The 18,858-nt window shown below is 73.1% G+C and carries 17 protein-coding genes and 1 pseudogene; 16 read left to right on the top strand and 2 right to left on the bottom strand.

Annotated elements, in window-relative coordinates:
* The first annotated feature begins 52 nt into the window (after window positions 1-52).
* The 10 genes from ACIRS1_RS15515 to ACIRS1_RS15470 all read left to right on the top strand — a co-directional run bounded on the left by ACIRS1_RS15515 (window position 53) and on the right by ACIRS1_RS15470 (window position 9,554).
* A complete protein-coding gene (locus ACIRS1_RS15515; RefSeq protein WP_402839711.1) occupies window positions 53-256 on the top strand; it encodes an MbtH family protein in 204 nt (67 codons plus the stop codon).
* A gap of 247 nt (window positions 257-503) precedes the next feature.
* A complete protein-coding gene (locus ACIRS1_RS15510; protein WP_360221102.1) occupies window positions 504-752 on the top strand; it encodes an acyl carrier protein in 249 nt (82 codons plus the stop codon).
* Window positions 753-813: 61 nt separating this feature from the next.
* Complete coding sequence (locus ACIRS1_RS15505) at window positions 814-2,082, top strand: beta-ketoacyl-[acyl-carrier-protein] synthase family protein (RefSeq protein ID WP_387908158.1); 1,269 nt, start codon at window positions 814-816, stop codon at window positions 2,080-2,082.
* A gap of 13 nt (window positions 2,083-2,095) precedes the next feature.
* Window positions 2,096-3,217: a beta-ketoacyl synthase N-terminal-like domain-containing protein gene (locus ACIRS1_RS15500; protein ID WP_363365656.1), complete on the top strand. Its 1,122-nt coding sequence runs from the start codon at window positions 2,096-2,098 to the stop codon at window positions 3,215-3,217.
* Complete coding sequence (fabG, locus tag ACIRS1_RS15495) at window positions 3,214-3,942, top strand: 3-oxoacyl-ACP reductase FabG (protein WP_360221093.1); 729 nt, start codon at window positions 3,214-3,216, stop codon at window positions 3,940-3,942. Before ACIRS1_RS15500 ends, fabG begins: the two co-directional genes overlap by 4 nt.
* A gap of 26 nt (window positions 3,943-3,968) precedes the next feature.
* Window positions 3,969-5,669, top strand: a complete 1,701-nt coding sequence (locus ACIRS1_RS15490) for a phytoene desaturase family protein (protein ID WP_402839705.1) — start codon at window positions 3,969-3,971, stop codon at window positions 5,667-5,669.
* Between the two features lie 106 nt (window positions 5,670-5,775).
* Entirely contained in the window at window positions 5,776-6,807 is a 1,032-nt protein-coding gene (sbnB, locus tag ACIRS1_RS15485; protein ID WP_402839703.1) for a 2,3-diaminopropionate biosynthesis protein SbnB, read from the top strand.
* Window positions 6,808-6,974: 167 nt separating this feature from the next.
* On the top strand, window positions 6,975-7,472 hold the full coding sequence (locus tag ACIRS1_RS15480) for a MaoC family dehydratase (protein ID WP_387908168.1): 498 nt from the start codon (window positions 6,975-6,977) through the stop codon (window positions 7,470-7,472).
* 154 nt (window positions 7,473-7,626) lie between these two features.
* Complete coding sequence (locus ACIRS1_RS15475) at window positions 7,627-8,946, top strand: histidine kinase (RefSeq protein WP_360221081.1); 1,320 nt, start codon at window positions 7,627-7,629, stop codon at window positions 8,944-8,946.
* Window positions 8,910-9,554, top strand: coding sequence for a response regulator transcription factor (locus tag ACIRS1_RS15470; RefSeq protein WP_360221078.1), 645 nt, complete (start codon window positions 8,910-8,912; stop codon window positions 9,552-9,554). The genes ACIRS1_RS15475 and ACIRS1_RS15470 overlap by 37 nt, the downstream gene beginning before the upstream one ends.
* Window positions 9,555-9,593: 39 nt before the next feature.
* On the opposite strand, the gene ACIRS1_RS15465 is transcribed toward ACIRS1_RS15470, so the two are convergent.
* Window positions 9,594-10,466: an alpha/beta fold hydrolase gene (locus ACIRS1_RS15465; RefSeq protein WP_360221075.1), complete on the bottom strand. Its 873-nt coding sequence runs from the start codon at window positions 10,464-10,466 to the stop codon at window positions 9,594-9,596.
* Between the two features lie 254 nt (window positions 10,467-10,720).
* Entirely contained in the window at window positions 10,721-11,602 is an 882-nt protein-coding gene (locus tag ACIRS1_RS15460) for an AfsR/SARP family transcriptional regulator (RefSeq protein ID WP_360221072.1), read from the bottom strand.
* A gap of 336 nt (window positions 11,603-11,938) precedes the next feature.
* Here ACIRS1_RS15460 and ACIRS1_RS15455 point away from each other — a divergent pair, with 336 nt between their 5' ends.
* From ACIRS1_RS15455 to ACIRS1_RS15430, 6 genes and pseudogenes are all read left to right on the top strand, one after another.
* On the top strand, window positions 11,939-14,143 hold the full coding sequence (locus ACIRS1_RS15455; protein ID WP_402839698.1) for a TOMM precursor leader peptide-binding protein: 2,205 nt from the start codon (window positions 11,939-11,941) through the stop codon (window positions 14,141-14,143).
* A 221-nt stretch (window positions 14,144-14,364) separates the two neighbouring features.
* Complete coding sequence (locus ACIRS1_RS15450; RefSeq protein WP_402839695.1) at window positions 14,365-16,401, top strand: histidine kinase; 2,037 nt, start codon at window positions 14,365-14,367, stop codon at window positions 16,399-16,401.
* 47 nt (window positions 16,402-16,448) lie between these two features.
* Entirely contained in the window at window positions 16,449-17,069 is a 621-nt protein-coding gene (locus ACIRS1_RS15445; protein ID WP_360221063.1) for a response regulator transcription factor, read from the top strand.
* A 108-nt stretch (window positions 17,070-17,177) separates the two neighbouring features.
* Window positions 17,178-17,954, top strand: coding sequence for an alpha/beta hydrolase (locus ACIRS1_RS15440; RefSeq protein WP_360221060.1), 777 nt, complete (start codon window positions 17,178-17,180; stop codon window positions 17,952-17,954).
* Between the two features lie 152 nt (window positions 17,955-18,106).
* Window positions 18,107-18,709 (top strand): adenylyl-sulfate kinase, encoded by a 603-nt coding sequence (cysC, locus tag ACIRS1_RS15435; RefSeq protein WP_402839691.1) that lies wholly within the window; start codon window positions 18,107-18,109, stop codon window positions 18,707-18,709.
* Window positions 18,706-18,858: pseudogene (locus ACIRS1_RS15430) on the top strand (sulfate adenylyltransferase small subunit); the annotation flags it as partial. The gene cysC and the pseudogene ACIRS1_RS15430, both read left to right, overlap by 4 nt.

Raw genomic sequence — 18,858 nt, 5'->3', positions numbered from 1 at the left:
CAACCCGGCACGCCCGAGATCCCGAGACCTTCCCGAGAGCTGGAGAACAGTCATGGCGAACCCCTTTGACCGCGAAGACGGCACCTTCCTCGTCCTCGTCAACGAGGAGGGGCAGCACTCCCTGTGGCCGTCCTTCGCCGCGGTGCCCGAGGGCTGGACGGTCGCCCTGGAGGCCACCGACCGGGCCACCGCCGTCGCCCACATCGAGACCAACTGGACCGACATGCGACCGCTCAGCCTGCAGCAGCAGGGCTGACCGGCCCGCCGCCACCGCGCGTCCGAACGGCCGCGCCACCGCCGCCCGCCGCACCCACCAGGGCCCTGGCCCGAGGGTGCGGCGGGCGGTCGTTTTGCCCCCCGGCACCCCCTGCGACCTGGCCTTCCACCCCCCGACAGGACCCGTCAGTGAGCGGTCAGTTGGACGTCATCGACCCGTCATCGGGGCTGACTACGTTCCTACTCGGAAGCCACTTCAGGGCCCATGGACAGACGGAGGAACGAGCATGACCACGGTTGCGCCGGAGCGTCTCACCCGGATCCGCGAGATCGTCGCCGAGAACATCGACGTGCACACCGAGTTCGCCGACACCGCGCTGTTCGTCGACGAGCTGGGCGCCGACTCGCTCAAGCTGATCGACGTGCTGAGCGCGCTGGAGATGGAGTACTCCATCGTCATCGACATGAACGAGCTGCCGAAGATGGTCAACGTGGAGGCCACCTACCAGGTGACCGCGGCGGCCGCCGGCTGGTGATCGGGGCGGGTTCCGGCACCGGAACCCCCGCTCGCAGGCATCCCACTGCTTAAGGAGTCCCATGTCCACCGCACAGTCACCAGCGGCACCCCGGGGCGGCGTGCCGGCCGACCGCCGCAGGGTCGTCCTCACCGGCCTCGGGGCGATCTCCAGCATCGGCACGGGGGTCGAGGAGTACACCGCGGGGCTGCGGGCCGGGCGCTCCGGTGCGCGGCCGATCACCCGCTTCGACACCGAGGGCTTCGGCCAGAACGTCGCCTGCGAGGTCCCGGACTTCGAGCCGGAGCGCTGGATCCGCAACGTCCCGCTCGAGGACGTGGGCCGGGCCGGGCAGTTCGCCGTCGCCGCCGCCCGGATGGCCGTGGAGGACGCCGGGCTCACCGAGGCCGACCTCGGCGAGCGCCAGGCCGTCATCAGCGTCGGCACCACCGACGGCGAGGGCCACGACATCGGCGTGCTGGTCGAGCAGGAGCTCGCGGCCGGCGACCCGGAGGCCATGGACCCGGTGCTGTCCCGCCGGATCAACGCCGGCCGGCTGACCACCGCCATCGCCCGCGAGCTGCGGATGCCGAACGTCGAGCCGACCACCATCACCACCGCCTGCGCGGCCGGCAACTACTCGATCGGCTACGGCCTGGACGCGATCCGCTCCGGCGAGGTCGACATCGCCCTGTGCGGCGGCGCGGACGCCGTCTGCCGCAAGGCCTTCGCCCTGTTCAAGCGCTTCGGCGCGCTCACCCCGGACGTGGTCCGCCCGTTCGACAGGAACCGCCAGGGCATCCTGACCGGCGAGGGTGCGGGCATCCTCGTCCTGGAGAGCCTGGAGTCCGCCCTCGCCCGCGGCGCGCACATCTACGCCGAGGTGCTCGGCTACGGCCTCAGCTGCGACGCCGCGCACCCGACCGCGCCCAACCGGGACGGCATCGCCCGCGGCATCCGGCTCGCGCTGGACGACGCCGGCGTCGAACGGGACGAGATCGACTTCATCTCCGCGCACGGCACCGGCACCAAGGCCAACGACAAGACCGAGTCGGCGGCCATCCTCGACGTGTACGGCGACGCCCCGCCGCGCACCGTCGCGGTGAAGTCGATGCTCGGCCACTCGATGGGCGCGGCCAGCGCGCTCGGCGCGATCGCCTGCGGCCTCGCCATCGAGCACCAGTTCATCCCGCCGACCATCAACCACCTGGAGACCGACCCGGACTGCCCGCTGGACGTCGTGCCCAACCAGGCCGTCGACGCCGAGGTCCGGATCGTGGAGAACAACTCCAGTGCCTTCGCCGGCAACAACGCCATCCTGATCCTTGGCACGTACGGAGAGCGAGTCTGAGATGACGAGTTCATTGGAAAGCGCAGCCACCCCGGCGGCCCTGCCGCCGGAGACGCTCGTCATCACCGGCTGGTCGGCCGTGTCGCCGTACGGCCTGACCCGCCAGGACTTCGCGGCCGGCGTGCGCGCCGGGGCCAAGACCGCCGTCAAGGCGGACGCCGACCTCGGCCCGCTGCCCTCGCCCGACGTCTGCCTGGTGCCCGGCTTCGACATCAAGGGCCTGCTCGGCCCGAGCGGCACCGCCAAGATGGACCGCCTCACCGCCCTGACCCTGGTCGCCTCCGACGGCCTGCTCCAGGACGCCGACGGCAACCGGGTGGTGGAGACCGACGACCGCACCGGTGTGGTCCTCGGCATCTCGATGGGCAGCCTGGAGAACGTCACCAACTTCCTCAAGCAGTCCTACACCAACGCGCTGCCCTTCCACGTCGACGCCGGCCGGATCCCCTTCGGCAGCCTCAACCACGCCGCGGGCGCCACCGCCATCCGGCACGACCTCAAGGGCCCCAACACCACCGTGGCCGGCGGCCGGGTCTCCGGTCTGCTGGCGCTCAGCTACGCCCGCCGGCTGATGGGCCAGGGCCGGGCGACCAAGTACCTGGTCGGCTCCGCCGAGGAGTTCTCGGCCGCGCACGCCTGGATCGAGCACACCGCCGTCGCCCCCGGCGACTCCACGCCGCTGCTCGGCGAGGGCTGCGGCCTGTTCGTGGTCGAGCACGCCGGCACCGCCCAGCGTCCGGCGATAGCCGCCGTGCTGGCCGTCGAGACCCGTGTCGACATCGACGACGACCCGGCGGCCGCCGTCACCGCCTGCGTCCGGCGCGCCCTGGACCGCGCCGGCGTCACCGCCGACGAGGTGTGGGCCGCCGTGCCGTGCGCCGCGCCCACCGCGGCCGGCCGGGCCGAGCACGAGGCGCTGGCCGCGCTGCTGCCGGCCGAGGCGCTGAGCCGGATCCCGTCCATGGAGCTGATCGGCGACACCAGTGCCGCCGCGGCGACCTTCCAGATCCAGGCGGTGCTCGGCGTGGCCGAGGCCGACCCGGCGGCCCGGGGCCGGATCGCCCTGGTGTCCGCCGTCGACCGTGACGGCGCCGTGGGCTGCGCCGTCCTCAGACTGATCGGGGAACAGGCGTGATCGCGCTGGTCAGCGGCGGGTCCCGGGGCATCGGCAAGGCCATCGTGCTGCGCCTGGCCCAGGACGGCTACGACGTCGCCTTCTGCTACCGCTCGAACGCCGAGGCGGCCGAGCAACTGGCCAAGGAGGCCGGCGAGTTCGGCACCCGGATCACGGCCACGGCCTGTGACGTCGCGGACCCGGAGCAGGTCCGCGACTGGTTCGGCCGCACCGAGCGCGAGCTCGGCCCGGTCGACGCCGCCGTCACCTCGGCCGGCATCACCCGGGACCGCCCGGTGATCCTCATGCCCGAGGACGACTGGAACCAGGTCCTGCGGACCAACCTCGACGGCGTCTACCACGTCTGCCGCGCCGCCGCGTTCGCGATGAGCAAGCGCCGCAGCGGGTCGATCGTCAACCTGTCCTCGGTGTCGGGCATCTACGGCAACCTCGGGCAGGCCAACTACGCCGCGTCCAAGGCCGGGATCATCGGCTTCACCAAGTCCCTCGCCAAGGAGTGCGGCCCGCGCGGCGTGCGCGCCAACGTGGTCGCCCCGGGCCTGATCGCCACCGACATGGTCGGCGACATGTCCGAGGCGGCGGTGGAGCGGATGCTGAAGAACGTCGCGCTCGGCCGGGCCGGCAAGCCCGAGGAGGTGGCCGACCTGGTCTCCTTCCTGGTGTCCGACCGCGCCGCGTACATCAGCGGTTCGGTCCTCGAGATCCACGGCGGCGGCACGTTCTGATGGCAGCAACGCGAATGGGGGCGCGCATGCGGGGGGCCGAGGGACTCAGAGACCACTACGACGCGATCGTCGTCGGCAGCGGTCTCGGCGGGTTGGTCAGCGCGGGCTACCTGGCCGCGGACGGGCGCAGCGTGCTCGTCCTCGAACAGCACGACATCGCGGGCGGCAACGCGCACGTGTTCCGCCGCCGGCGCAAGTACGAGTTCGACGTGGGCACGCACTACCTGGGCGACTGCGGCCCGGGCGGGCTGTTCCCGGCGATCCTGTCCGGCCTCGGCGTCCGCGACCGGGTGAACTTCCTCCCGATGGACAACGAGCAGGGGTTCGACCGGATCATCACGCCCACCGCCACGGTGGACGTGCCGGCCGGCTGGAACGCCTACCGGGACCGGCTCCGCCAGGCACTGCCGGAGGAGGCCGACCGGATCGACCGGTTCGTCGACCTCGCCGAGGCGGTGGCCGGCGCCACCCGGGACGGCCTGCACGGCGCCTCGATGGTGGAGCTGTTCCGCCGGTCCCCGCAGACCATGCGGTGGACCCGCCGGACGCTCGCCCAGGCCCTCGACCACTGCGGTCTCTCCCCCAAGGGGCGCACCCTCGTCGCGGCGCAGGCCGGCAACTACGGCACCATGCCGGACGGCATCACCTTCTCCGAGCACGCCGCCATGCTGGACCACTACCTGCGCGGCGCCTACTACCCGGAGGGCGGCGGCCAGGTGCTGGTGGCCGCGTTCGTCGAGGCACTGGAGTCCGCCGGCGGCGAGCTGCGCACCCGCTGCGAGGTGCGCCGCATCCTGATCGAGGACGGGCGCGCCACCGGCGTCGAACTCACCGACGGGACGCGGATCTCCGCCCCGCTGGTGATCTCCAACGCGGACTACCGGCGCACCGTGCTCGACCTGTGCGGCGGCGAGGAGGCCTTCCCCGCCGAGCTGGTCGCCAAGACCCGCGCGGCGACCATGCGCGGCGCCGTCGTCGCCGTGTACGTCGCGCTGGACACCGAGCTGCCGGGATTGCCCAACGCGAACATCTGGTGGCACGACAGCGACGACATGGAGGCCGCGCACGCGGCGATGCAGGAGCGCTACGCGCGCGACGGCTCGATGGAGTCCGTGCCGCAGCTCACCTTCTCCTTCGCCTCCCTCAAGGACCCGGGCGCGGCGGCGGTCTGCCCGCCCGGCCACAGCAACTTCCAGCTGATGACCGGCTGCCCGGCCGGCCACGAGTTCTGGGGCGTCCGGGGCGGACCGGTGGACGGCGAGCCGTACCGCCGCAACGCCGCCTACGTCGCCCGCAAGCAGCAGCTCACCGAGCTGATGCTGACCACCGCCGAGAAGGTCGTCGGCCCGTTCCGGGACCGGATCACGCACCTGGAGACGGCCACGCCGCTCAGCCACGAGCGCTACATCCGCGGCACCGGCGGCACCCCGTACGGCATGGCCAGCTGGGGCGGCGTGGGCCAGCGCCCCGACGTCCGCACCGACGTCGAGGGCCTGTACGTGGTGGGCCAGAGCGTCCGCTACGGCAGCGGCCTGGGCGCCGTCGCCACCTGCGGGATGGCCGCCGCCTCGCAGATCGTCGGGCGCGGCCTGCTGCCCGAGGTGCTCGCCGGGTCCGTGCTGGGCGACGCCTCGCGGCTGCCCGAGCGCGGCCCGGACTGGGACCCGATGGTGGTCTCGCGCGGGCGGGCCCGGCAGCGCGCCAAGGGCCTGGCCCGGATCGGCTGAGCGCCGGCCGGGGCGCTCCGCGCGCCCCGGCCGGACCGCTCGGCCGCCCGCCCCGTTCCGACCGTTCCGCCCCCGTTCCGACCGTTCGACCAGGAGCAGTGTTCCCATGAATCAGGTACCTCCCTTCGCCGTGGTCTCCGGCGCCCAGGTGCACGAGGCCCTCAACGGGCACGAGGACGAGGTCGTCGCCACGGTCGAGGCCGCGTACCGGCTGCACGGCGAGGGCCAGACGGTCAACCCGGACTCGTACTTCCTGCGCTTCCCCGACCGCCCGTCCTCGCGGATCATCGCCCTGCCGGCCTCGGTCAAGGGCGAGGTCGGCGTGCACGGCATCAAGTGGATCTCCAGCTTCCCGGAGAACGTGGCGGCCGGCCTGCCCCGCGCCTCGGCCGTGCTGATCCTCAACGACGCCGAGACCGGCTACCCGTTCGCCTGCCTGGAGAGCTCGATCATCAGCGCGGCCCGCACCGCGGCCTCCGCGGCCCTCGCGGCGGCCCGGCTGGCCGACGCCCGCGGCGAGCGCCCCACCAGCGTCGGCTTCTTCGGCGTCGGCCTGATCGCCCGGTACGTGCACACCTACCTGGCGGCCAACGGCTTCGACTTCACCGAGATCGGCGTCCACGACCTGTCCGCCGAGCACGCCCGGGGCTTCTCGGAGTACCTGCGCCGGGCCGAGGGCGAGGACGTCGCGATCACCGTCCACGACAAGGCCGAGCAGCTGATCCGCTCCAGCGACCTGGTGGTCTTCGCCACCGTGGCCGGCGAGCCGCACGTGACGGACCCGCAGTGGTTCTCGCACAACCCGCTGGTGCTGCACGTCTCGCTGCGCGACCTGTCCGCGGAGATCGTCCTCGACTCGTGGAACGTCGTCGACGACATCGAGCACTGCATGAAGGCGGGCACGTCGCCGCACCTGGCCGAGCAGCAGGTCGGCCACCGCGACTTCGTCGCCGGCACGCTCTACGACGTGCTCACCGGCGGCATCACCCCGCCGTCCGACCGCCCGGTGGTGTTCTCCCCGTTCGGCCTCGGCGTGCTCGACATGGCCGTCGCCAAGCACGTCTACGACCGCGTCCTGGCGAGCGGGCGGCTGCACACCGTCCCGGACTTCTTCCACGAGCTCAAGCGCTACGGCTGAGCCGCCCCGCACGACCGTCCGACGCCCGCCCGGTGCCCCACCACCGGCGGGCGTCGGCCGTTTCCGGGGCCTGCGCGCCCGCTCGCTGACGGCCAGCTGACGGCGCGCTGACCGAACGCCCCCGCGGGCCCCGAACGCCTTGTCGGCGCCGTGGACGGCCGCCCAGAATCACCCGCATGAGATCCTTTGCCAGCCTGGCCGAATTCACCGAGGCGACCGGGGAGCACCTCGGGTACAGCGAGTGGCTCGAGGTCACCCAGGACAGCGTCGACCGGTTCGCGGGCGCCACCGGCGACCTCCAGTGGATCCACGTGGACCCGGAGCGCGCCGCCACCGGCCCGTTCGGCGGGACGATCGTCCACGGCTACATGACGCTCGGCCTGCTGCCCGCGATGATGCGCGCGATCTTCGAGATCCACGACGTCAAGCTGGGCGTCAACTTCGGCCTGGACAAGGTCCGCTTCGCCCGCCCGATCCCGGTCGGCGCCCGGGTGCGCGGCGGCGCCAAGGTCACCAGCGTCCGCGAGACCCCGATGGGCCACCTGGCCGCGGTCCGGATGACGGTGGAGGTCGAGGGCCAGCCGAGCGCGGTCTGCGTGGCCGACACCCTGTCGCTGTTCGTCGCGGCCGAAACCGGCGCCGAGGCGGCCGCGGACGGCTTCTGACCGGGGGCGCAGGCGGCGCGAGGTAGGGGAACCTCCCCCTCGCGCCGCTCAAGAGGGGGGTTAGTACTACCGATTTCTCCCCCTCGTCCCGGCCAGAATGGACGCACGGCCACACGGCCGGGGCAGTGCGAACGGCACCAGAGAGGAGCGGGTCATGGACCGCACGATGCAGCTCGGGGGAAGCCCCTCGGCGGTCGAGATCAGGGGATTCTCCGTCCCCGCCGGATTCACCGGTCTGCGGCGGGCGTTGTCCCTCTGCTGGATGTCCGTCGCGGCCTTCGGCCGGTCGCTCGGCGTCACCGGCGCGATCTCCCTGGTCGGCCCCGGCCTCGGCCTGGTGCCGCGGGCCATGGAGGGCGTCCGCTCGCTGGCCGCCCGTCAGCGCGCCCTGTCCGAGGCCTGGGCCGGCGTGCGGATCCCCGGCCCGCCGGCCGGTCTGCCCGCGGCGCCCGAGGGCGCCTCGGGGGCGGTCGCCCGCTACCGCTGGATCATGAGCGACCCGCAGACCCGGCGGGAGTTCGCCTGGGTGCTCACCGACCCGATCGCCGGCGGCTTCCTCGCCTTCATGCCGATCGCGGTGCTGCTCAGCGGCTTCTGGGGGATCTTCCTGGCCTTCTTCGGCGTCCCGCTGTCGACCGAGTGGGACGGCCTCTGGTACCAGTTCATCCCGATCGACGGTCAGGCCACCGCGGTGCTGGCCGGCGTCCTCGGGGCGCTGCAGCTGCCGCTGGCGCTGTGGATGGCGCCCCGCGCGGTCCGCAAGCACGCCCTGTACACCCACTCCATGCTGGCGCCCAGCGAGCAGGAGCTGATGGCCAGCCGGATCGAGCACCTCACCACCACCCGCAGCACCGCCGTCGACACCCAGATGGCCGAGATCCGCCGGATCGAGCGCGACCTGCACGACGGCGCCCAGGCCCGGCTGGTCGCGATGGGCATGACCCTGGACGCCGCCGAACACCTGCTGGAGACCAACCCGGAGGCCGTCCGGGCGCTGCTGATCGAGGCCCGCCAGTCCTCCTCGAAGGCCCTGGAGGAGATCCGCAACCTGGTCCGCGGCATCCACCCGCCGGTGCTCGCCGACCGCGGGCTCGCCGACGCCGTCCGCGCCCTGGCCATGGTCTGCCCCGTCCCGACCGAGGTCGTCGTCGACCTGCAGGGCCGCCCGGAGATGCCGGTCGAGTCGGCCGCCTACTTCGCGATCTCGGAGATCCTCACCAACGTCGCCAAGCACTCCGGCGCCGACCGGGCCTGGATCGACATCCGTTACGATCACGGCATGCTGCGCATCACCGTGACCGACAGCGGTCGCGGCGGAGCGGACGCCACCCGGGGCACCGGCCTGCGCGGCATCGAGCGACGGCTCAGCACCTTCGACGGGGTCCTGGCCGTGAACAGCCCCGTGAACGGCCCGACCATGGTGACGATGGAGCTTCCGTGCGTATTGTCCTCGCCGAAGACCACTTCCTCCTGAGGGACGGTCTGATCCGCCTCCTCCAGGCCTACGGGCACGAGGTGGTGGCCGCCGTGGACAACGGGGCGGACCTCCTCGCCGCCCTCACCGAGCAGCAGCCGGACGTCGCGGTCGTCGACGTCCGGCTGCCGCCGAACTTCACCGACGAGGGCCTGCGCGCCGTCCTCGCCGCCCGCCGCACCATGCCGGACCTGCCCATCCTGCTGCTCTCCCAGTACGTCGAGCCGCTCTACGCCCGCGAGCTGCTCGCCAGCGGCGGCCGCGGCGTCGGCTACATGCTCAAGGACCGCGTCACCAACGGCTCGCAGTTCCTGGACTCGATCCGCCGGGTCGCCGACGGCGGCACCGCGATGGACCCGGAGGTCATCTCCCAGCTGCTGATCCGCAAGGAGCGCGACGAGAGCGTCGGCAGCCTCTCGGAGCGCGAGCGGGAGGTGCTCGAGTGGGTCGCCCAGGGCCGCTCGAACGCCGGCATCGCCCAGGGGCTGTTCATCTCCGAGAAGGCCGTCGCCAAGCACATCAGCAACATCTTCACCAAGCTCGGGCTGCTGCCCACCGACGGGGACAACCGCCGGGTCCTGGCCGTCCTCGCCTTCCTCGACCAGTAGCCCTCCCGGTGCGGCGGCCCTCCCCCCGCCGGCGGCCGCTCAGCCCGCCCCGGCCAGCAGGCACTGGTCCAGGAACGCGAGCGCCCGCAGGTGGTAGGAGCGGGCCGCCCAGCCGAGGCTGACGTTGTGCCCGGCGCCCGGCTGGCGGTCCACCCAGACCGTCGTCCCGGTGAACAGGCCGGCCAGCTCGGTCACCGCCTCCTCGTCGTGCCGCCACCACTGCTCCTGCTCGGCGAAGGTGAACCGCACCGGTGTCCGCACCCGGGCGGCGAGCCCCGGCAGCAGCCCGGGCCACCGCGGCACCTCCGCGGACTCGCGGTGCGGCATCGGCGAGACCAGGGCGCGGGCCAGCGTGAAGGCCTCCGTCGGGTAGTGCCGGGTACTCCCCCAGTGCCGCCGCCACTCGCCGGAGCGGTCCGGTCCGGGCAGCAGCTCCAGGTCGACGGCGTGCCGGTGGCCCAGGCCGGAGATGTCCAGGCCGAGCAGGTCGCGGCCGGCCGGGTCGGCGGCGGCGGCCAGCGCCAGCTTCCCGCCGTAGGAGTGCGCCACGACGAAGTACCCGGCGCCGACCGGGTGCCGGCGGGCGAACTCCGCCAGCACCCGGTGCAGCGTCGCGGACTGCTCGGCGAGGCCCTGCCCGTCCGGCAGGTGCGCGGCCGAGGCCCCGTAGCCGGGGCGGTCCAGCGCCAGCACGGTGCAGCCGAGCCCGGCGCCGAGGGCGAGCAGGGACTGCCCGGCGACCGCCCGGCAGTCGAAGTAGCCGGCGCTCATGCCACCGCCGTGCAGGGCGACCACCACGGCCCGGGGCCGCCCTCCCGGCGGCTCGGCGAGCAGTCCGGAGACCGGCAGTCCGTCGGCCTCCAGGGTGACCGGCCGGACCTCGGCCGGACCGGACCTCCACGACTCGACCATCAGTGCGCTCCCGTCGACAAGGTTTCCGCCCCGGCCGCTCCATCCTGCTGCACACCGCGGGCGCCGGGGGCCCGCGGCGGCGGATCGGCCGCGGGTCGGCGCCCGCCCGGAGTACCCGCGGGGGCCGGGCCGCGGCCGGACGTGCGTGAGGGCGGCGGCAGCCTGCCGTCGCCCTCGCGCAGCCCTCCGGGAGCCCCTCCTCCCGCCCCTCCCCTCCACCTCGCGCCGGGCGGCCGCACCCGGCCGGCGCGGTCTCAGACCCGGGCGAGCCGGCTCGCCGCGAACTCCTCCGGGGACCACGACACCGACCAGACGTCCAGCGCCGGGTCGCCCGACAGGATCGCCGTCTGCAGGCGCTGCAGCCGCGGACAGGGCTCCACGCCCAGTTCGTGGTTGAGCACGGACCGCAGGCGGTGGAAGGCCTCCAGCGAGCGGCCGACGCGGCCCGCCCGGTAGAGGGCGATCATCAGGTAGGCGCAGAGGTTCTCGTTCATCGGGTTCCGGGCCACCACCCGGGTCAACTCGCCCAGCAGGTCGGCGTGGCGCCCGAGGGCGAGGTCGGAGGCGATGCGCCGCTCGAGCGCACCGAGCCGGCTCTCCTCCAGCGACACCGCCTCGATCTCCAGGACGGTGCCCTTGCGGACGTCCACCAGGGCGGGCCCGCGCCACAGGTGCAGGGCCTGCCGCAGCTCCTCGGAGGCGCGGCGGTGGTCGCCCATCTCGGAGGCCGCCCGACCGGCCCGCACACGGCGCTCGAACCCCTCGACGTCCGTCTCGCAGGCCCCTTCCTCCAGCAGGTAGCCGCTGTGACGGGTGCTCAGGATCTGCCGCACGCCCGGGCGGTCGGCGTCCGCCGCCGCCAGCGCGTTGCGCAGCTGCAGGACGTAGGTCTGCAGGGTGGTGGCGTGGCTGCGCGGGGGGCGGTCCCCCCACAGTTCCTCGATGAGCGCTGGTACGGTGACGACCCGGCCCGCGTTCAGGGCGAGCATGGCCAGCACCTGGCGCTGCTTGGGGGCGCTGATCGTCACCGGCGTCCGGTCGAGGTGCAGGGAGAGCGAGCCGAGCAGCCCGATGCTCAGCGGTCCGGGGCGGCGCCCGGATTTGGCGGGGTCATGACTTCTTGGGCCTTCGGACATTTCGTTCCTCCAGGCATCGAACCTTCGGTCTCCCCTCCAGCATGGACAGTGCGCCGGGAGTTGCCCACTGAGCTGCACATCTCTCCGGTATGAAGAATTCACACGGCGAACGTGAATCTCTGCCTGGTGTCTCGCTAGAGGATCGCTGGAGACTTCCTTCACCGCGGCGACGGACCGCGGGGCAGAACCGGGAGGGCGACCACCATGCAGATCACCGCGGGCACCGACGACCTGGTCATCGAGAACCTCGACTACGCCACCCAGAACACCGATGTCGTCACCGGATGGTGTTTCATCGTCACCGTCGACTCGGCCCAGTAGCAGAGAGCGGCCACCGTGCTCACCGACGAACGGCCGATCGGATTCCGGCGCCACCTGCGCGCCGAGATCGTCCCGGGCGAGGCGGTCTACCTCGTCTCCCCCCGCGGCACCACGGCACTGTCCGGATCCACCATCCAGAAAGTGGCCCCGCTGCTCGACGGCTCACGGACCCTCACCGAGCTCCGGGCGGCGGCGCAGATCCCCGCCGCCGACCTCGACCGCATGCTCGACCGGCTCGGCGCGGCCGGCCTGGTCGGCTTCCACACCGGCCGGCAGGACGCCGCGGCCGGCGCCTACTGGGACCTCGCCGGGGTCGGCGGCCCGACGGACGCCGCGCTCACCGTCCTCGCGCTCGGCGGGGCCGACGCGGCCGCGGCCGAACGGGCCTGCCGCGCGGCCGGCCTGACCTGCGGCCCCGGGGCCCCGTTCACCCTGGTCGTCTGCGACGACTACCTCGACCCGGCCCTGGCCGAGTTCAACGCCGCCCGCCTCGCGGACGGGCGGCCGTGGCTGCCGGCCAAGCCGTACGGCGCGCAGCTCCTGGTCGGCCCGGTCTTCCGGCCGGGCGCCGGGCCCTGCTGGTCCTGCCTGGCCGTGCGACTGCGCTCGCACCGGCGCGGCGAGAGCCACGTGCGGCGCGCGCTGGGCCTGGCCGGCCCGGTCCGGCTGCCGGACGCCTCGCTCGCGGCGACCCGCGAACTCGGCCTCCAGACGGCGGCGCTGGAGGCCGTCAAATGGCTGGCCGGCGTGCGCAACGACGGCCAGAACGCGCTCTGGGCCCTGGACACGCTGGTCCTCGGCGCCACCCACCACCCCGTCGCACGGCGCCCGCAGTGCCCGGACTGCGGCGATCCCGGTCTGATCGCCGACCGGGCTTGGCAGCCGGTCCGGCCGGCCTCTCGGCCGAAGGGCGTCACCGGCGGCAACGGCCACCGGGCGCTGTCCGCCGAGCAGATGTGGGAGCGTTTCGGCCACCTCGCCGATCCGGTCACCGGGATCGTCGAGCGGGTGGTCCGCGACCCGCGCAGCCCGTCCTTCCTGCACTGCTACCAGAGCGGCCCCAACCTGGCGCTGACCGAGGCCGGCCTGGCCTCGATGCGCGCCGGGCTGCGGATGCAGAGCGGCGGCAAGGGCCGCACCGACCTGGACGCCCGGGTCAGCGGGCTCTGCGAGGCGGTGGAGCGCTACAGCGCCTCGCGGGCCGGCGACGAGGCGACCGTCCTCGGCAGCTACCGCGACCTCGCGGCCGACGCCGTCCACCCGGGCGCCTGCATGCTGTTCGACGAACTGCAGTACCGGGACCGCGCGGAGTGGAACGCCCCGGGCATCCCCTTCCAGCACGTGCCCGAACGCTTCGACGAGGAAGCCGAGATCGAGTGGACGCCGGTCTGGTCGCTCACCGGGGGCAGGCACCGGCTGCTGCCGACCGCCATGCTGTACTACGGCGACGGCGCCCCGGCCTCGATCCTCGCCGACTCCAACGGGAACGCCGCCGGCGGCACCCTGGAGGACGCCACCCTGCAGGGCCTCCTCGAACTGGTCGAGCGCGACGCCGTCGCCCTCTGGTGGTACAACCGCACCCGTCACGCGGCCGTGGACCCGACCGCCTTCGGCGACCCGTGGGTCGCCGCACTGCCCGAGCGCTTCCGCGAACTGGGCCGCGAGCTCTGGGTGCTGGACCTCACCTCCGACCTGGGCGTCCCGGTGATGGCCGCGGTCTCCCGCCGGGTCGACGGGCCGGCCGAGGACATCGTGCTCGGCTTCGGCGCGCACCTGGACCCCGCCGTCGCGCTGAGCCGCGCCGTGACCGAACTGGGCCAGATGCTGCCCGCCGTGACCAACGGCTACACCCCGGGGCTGCCGGCCCACCTCCTCGAGTGGTGGCGCGAGGCGAAGGTCGATTCTCAGCCGTATCTCGCACCCGATCCCGGGCGCCCCGCGAGGACCCCGGCGGACTACGCGTACACCCCGCGCACCGACCTCCGGGAGGACCTGGAGCACCTCTGCGCGCTGGCCCGCAGCCACGGCCTGGAGGTGCTGGTGCTCGACCAGACGAGGCCGGACCTCGGAATTCCGGTCGTGAAGGTCGTCGTCCCGGGCCTGCGGCACTTCTGGGCGCGGTTCGCCCCGGGCAGGTTGTTCGACGTGCCGGTCCGCACGGGCCTGCTGGACGCCCCGACCCACTACGAGAATCTCAACCCGATTCCGCTGTTCCTGTAGATCTGGAAGATCGTCCATGGAAGTCGGGAAGATCATTCATATAAAACTGGTAGATCCCCCAGCGTGGTGATGTGCGCCGGTCTATCCGGTCGGATAAGTGAGGATTGTCGCCCATGACAAGCTGATGCTTCGTCGGTAAGATCATCGCGGTTTTTCAGGAGAACTCGGGTCAACTCCCCGTGCTCTCAAACACCGTAGGTCGAACCGGGAGGCAGACGCCGATGCTCGACGCGCCCCACGGCAAAGGCCAGGACGACGGTCACGACCACGAGTCCGGCGTGCGGGCGCAGCGCATGGCGCTGCTGGTCACCCTGGGGGTGCTCGGCGGCCACACCCTGGTCACCGTGCTGGACGTGCTCCACCAGGGGCCCGACCCGTTACGGACGGCCGTCCTGGCCGTCGGCATGGGTGCCGTGCTCTGCCTCCAGTTCGCCCACTCCACCCGAAGACCCCGGACCTGGCCGGTCCGCACCCGGGTGCTCACCCTCACCGCGCAGGCCGCGGTCACCTACCTGCCGCTGGTCTGGCTGGGGCTCCCGTGGGGTGCGATGGCCGGACTGCTCGCGGGCTCGGTGCTGCTCGCCGTGCCCGGCCGGGCCCGCTGGCTGCTGTACGCCGCGGTCACCGCGGCCATCGTGCCCGCCGTCGTGGCGATCGCCGGGCCCGGCATCGCCCTCTACGGCACCGGCGCGACGATGCTCGCCAGCCTCATCATCTACGGCGTCAGCTCGCTGTCCGGCCTGGTCACCGAGCTCCGCAACACCCGGCGCGCGCTGGCCGGCCTGGCCGTCGTCCAGGAACGGCTGCGGGTGGCCGGGGACCTGCACGACCTGCTCGGCTACAGCCTGTCGGCGATCACCCTGAAGACCGAGCTCGGCTACCGGCTCGTCCCGGTCGCGCCCGACCGGGCCAGGTCCGAGGTCGCCGAGGTGCTCGGGATCGCCCGGGAGGCCCTCGCCGACGTGCGCCTGGTCGCGACCGGCTACCGGGACATGTCGCTGGCCGCCGAGACGGAGTCCGCGGTCTCCGTCCTCACCGCCGCGCAGATCACCACCGACACCGACCTCACCTGCGGCCCGCTGCCCCGCGAGGTGGACACCGCGCTGGCCATCGTGCTGCGCGAGGCCGTCACCAACGCCCTGCGGCACAGCAAGGCCCAGCACTGCAGCGTCACCGCCACCCGCGAGGGCGGGACGGTGTCGCTGCGGATCCGCAACGACGGCGTCGGCGAGGAGCGGCTCGACACCATGCCGGGGGGCGGCAGCGGGCTCGCCAACCTGGCGACCCGGCTGCGCGGCGTCGGCGGCGACCTCACCGGCGGGCCCACCGGCGACGGCTGGTTCGAGGTCCTCGCGCACGCCCCGGCCACCGCCCGGGACGACGACCGGCACACCGAGGCCCGGCCCGAGGACCCGGCGATGGCCGCCAGCCCCTGGGCCCCGCGGATGGCCCGGGGCATGCTGGTCGCCGTGCTGGCCGGCTACGCGCTGATCACCGTGATCAACGCGGCGGGCCAGGCCCGGTCCGGCCCCGCGATGCTCGCCTTCCTCGGCTGTTTCGCCGGTGTCGTGGCGCTCCACGCGTTCCACTCGCTGCGCCGCTCGCGGACCTGGTCGGTACGCATCCGGACGCTCACCCTGGCGCTGCTCGCCGCGGCCACCTACGCCCCGTTGCTCTGGCTCGACGCCCCCTGGGGCTCGATGGCGGGCTGCCTCGCCGGATCGCTGCTGATCACCGTGCCGGGCCGGCTGCGGGTCCCGTTGTACGCGGCCGCGATCGCGGTCCTCGTGCCCGCGGCGGTCGCGGCCGGCGAACCGTTGTCCGAAACCGTCTACCTGGCCGACTCCTCACTGGTCGCGGGCCTGGTTTTCTACGGGTTCAGCGCGCTCTACTGGCTGGTCACCGAGCTGCACGAGGCCAGGGGCGCGCTAGCGCAGCTGGCCGTCGCCCGCGAGCGCCTGATCGTGGAACGCGAGCTGCACGAGGTGCTCGGGTCGAGCCTGTCCGAGGTCACGATGAAGTGCGCACTCATCCACCGGCTGCTCCCGCAGTCACCGGAGCCGGCGAGGGAGGAACTGACCACCGTGCTCGACGTGTCCCGCCAGGCCCTCGCCGACGTCCGGCTGGTCGCCCGCGGCTACCGCGGCCACCTGGGCACTCCCGATCCGTCCGACCGCCCGCAGGTGTTCCAGGAATTCGGCCTGTCGGCGTCGGACGGTTCACCGGTCATCGTGCAGCAGGCGGATGCCACGACCTGACAATCTCATTCACACTTTGGGGAATCAGCACAATTAAAGGGGGATAGGTGGACAATCGGCGGCTCAGAATTCTCCTGGCCGAGGACATGCACATGGTGCGGGGAGCCCTGGTCACGCTGCTCGAACTGGAGCCCGACCTGGAAGTCGTCGCCGTGGTGGACCGCGGCGACCTCATCGTCCCCACCGCACTGAAGTCCCGGCCCGACGTGGCGATCATGGACGTCGACCTCCCCGGCATGGACGGCCTCACCGCGGCCGAGATCCTGCACGACCAGCTACCGGAGTGCCGCACGCTGATCATGACCGGACTGGGCCGGCCCGGCTACCTGCGCCGGGCGATGTCCGCGCGCGTCTCCGGGTTCCTGCTCAAGGACTCCCCGGCCGAAGGGCTGGCGCAGGCCGTCCGGGAGGTGGCCGCGGGCCGCCGGGTGATCAACCCCCAACTCGCGATGAGCGCCTGGGACATCGGCGAGAACCCGCTCTCCGAACGGGAGATAGAGGTGCTGCGGATGGCCTCGCTGGGCGACGAGCCCCGGGAGATAGCGGCCAAGCTGCACCTGTCGATCGGCACCGTGCGCAACTACCTGACGACCGTCGTGGTGAAGCTCAACGCCCGCAACCGGATCGATGCCGTCCGGATCGCCACGGAGGCCGGCTGGCTCTCCTGAGCGCGCTCCCCACCCGCGACCGGGCCTCGACCGGCGGTCCACCGCCGCGTCCAAGGATGCCGACAACGGCGAGGTGAGAACACCTCCGTTCGGCATGAGGAGTGCGTGATGCGCAAGGTCGTTTCCCGGGACGGCACGACGATCGCCTATGAGAAGGCCGGCGAGGGCCCGCCGATCGTGCTGCTCAACGGTTCGTTCCGCGATCACACCATCTTCGACGCCCTCGTCCCCGAGCTGGCGCCGCACTGCACCACCTATGTCTACGACCGGCGCGGGCGCGGCGAGAGCGGCGACGCCGCCGAGTACGCCGTCGAGCGGGAGATCGAGGACCTCAGGGCGGTGATCGAGGAGGCCGGCGGCTCCGCCGTGGTCTTCGCCGGGTCCTCCGGCGCGAACCTGGCGATCGAGGCCGCCCTCGCCGGCGCGCCGATCACCAAGCTGGCCCTGCACGAACCGTTCTACCGGGTCGACGGATTCCCCAAGCCGGTCTGGAACTTCGCCAAGACGCTCCGGGTCACCCTGGAGGAGGGGCGCCGGGACGAGGCCGTCGAGTACTACCTCGGTGCGTTCCTCGGCCTGACCCCCGACACCGTCGCCGAATGGCGGCAGGGCCCGATCTGGGCGATGAACGAGGCGAACGCCCACACCCTCGTCTACGACACCACGATCTGCGGCGACTGCAGCATCCCCGCCGACCGGCTGGCCGGGTACCGGACGGAGACCCTCGTCCTCAACAGCTCCGGCACCAGTGCCTGGCTCCGCGCGGCGGCCCGGGCGACCGCGGCCGCCGTGCCCAACGGCCGGGCCCTCGAACTGCCGGGCTCCTGGCACCGGATCGACATGGACGTCCTCGGCCGGACCCTGGTCGAGTTCGCCACCACCTGAGAGGTCCCGCCACCCCGGCGGACGGCGGCGCCGTCCGCCGGGGTGTCCGCGGTGGTTCCGTTCAGCCGGCGGTCCGGGAGGCCTGGTTCTTGCGGAAGTGCGCCGGCGTCCAGACCTGACCTGCCGTCAACTCGCCCCAGGAGAGCATCACCGTGACCACAGTTCACACCCCGGCCGCCGCGGCCGCAGCCGCGGAGGCGGCCGGCGCGGCCGGCCCCTGCGAGCGCGGCGCCACCGTGTGGCTGACCGGGCTGCCGAGCGCGGGCAAGACCACGCTCGCCTTCGCCCTGGCCGGGCGGCTGCGCGCCGAGGGCCACCGGGTGGAGGTCCTCGACGGCGACGAGATCCGCGAGTTCCTCTCCAAGGGCCTGGGCTTCTCCCGCGAGGACCGCCACACCAACGTGACCCGGATCGGCTTCGTCGCCGAGAAGCTCGCCGCCAACGGCGTGAAGGTGCTCGCCCCGGTGATCGCGCCCTTCGCCGACTCCCGGGCCGCCGTGCGCGAGCGCCACGCCGCCGCCGGCACCGAGTTCCTGGAGATCCACGTCGCCACCCCCGTCGAGCTCTGCGCCGAACGCGACGTCAAGGGCCTCTACGCCAAGCAGGCCGCCGGCGAACTCTCCGGCCTCACCGGCGTCGACGACCCGTACGAGGCACCGCAGGACCCGGAGCTACGGATCCAGACCCGGGGCCGCGAGGTGGCCGAGTCCGCCGCCGAACTGCACGCCTTCCTGACCGAGAGGGGCCTGGCATGACCACCGCGACGCGCGGCCCCGCCGAGACCGGCGACCCCGAGCGGACTCCGGAGGACCCCTTCGCGTTGTCCCACCTGGACGCGCTGGAGGCCGAGTCGGTGCACGTCTTCCGCGAGGTCGCGGGCGAGTTCGAACGGCCGGTGATCCTC

The organism is Kitasatospora sp. NPDC101176 (assembly GCF_044768035.1).
In the GTDB taxonomy this organism is placed as follows: Bacteria; Actinomycetota; Actinomycetes; order Streptomycetales; family Streptomycetaceae; genus Kitasatospora.
The sequence above is the reverse complement of the archived record's forward strand: the minus strand, read 5'-3'. Positions and strand labels throughout refer to the sequence as shown.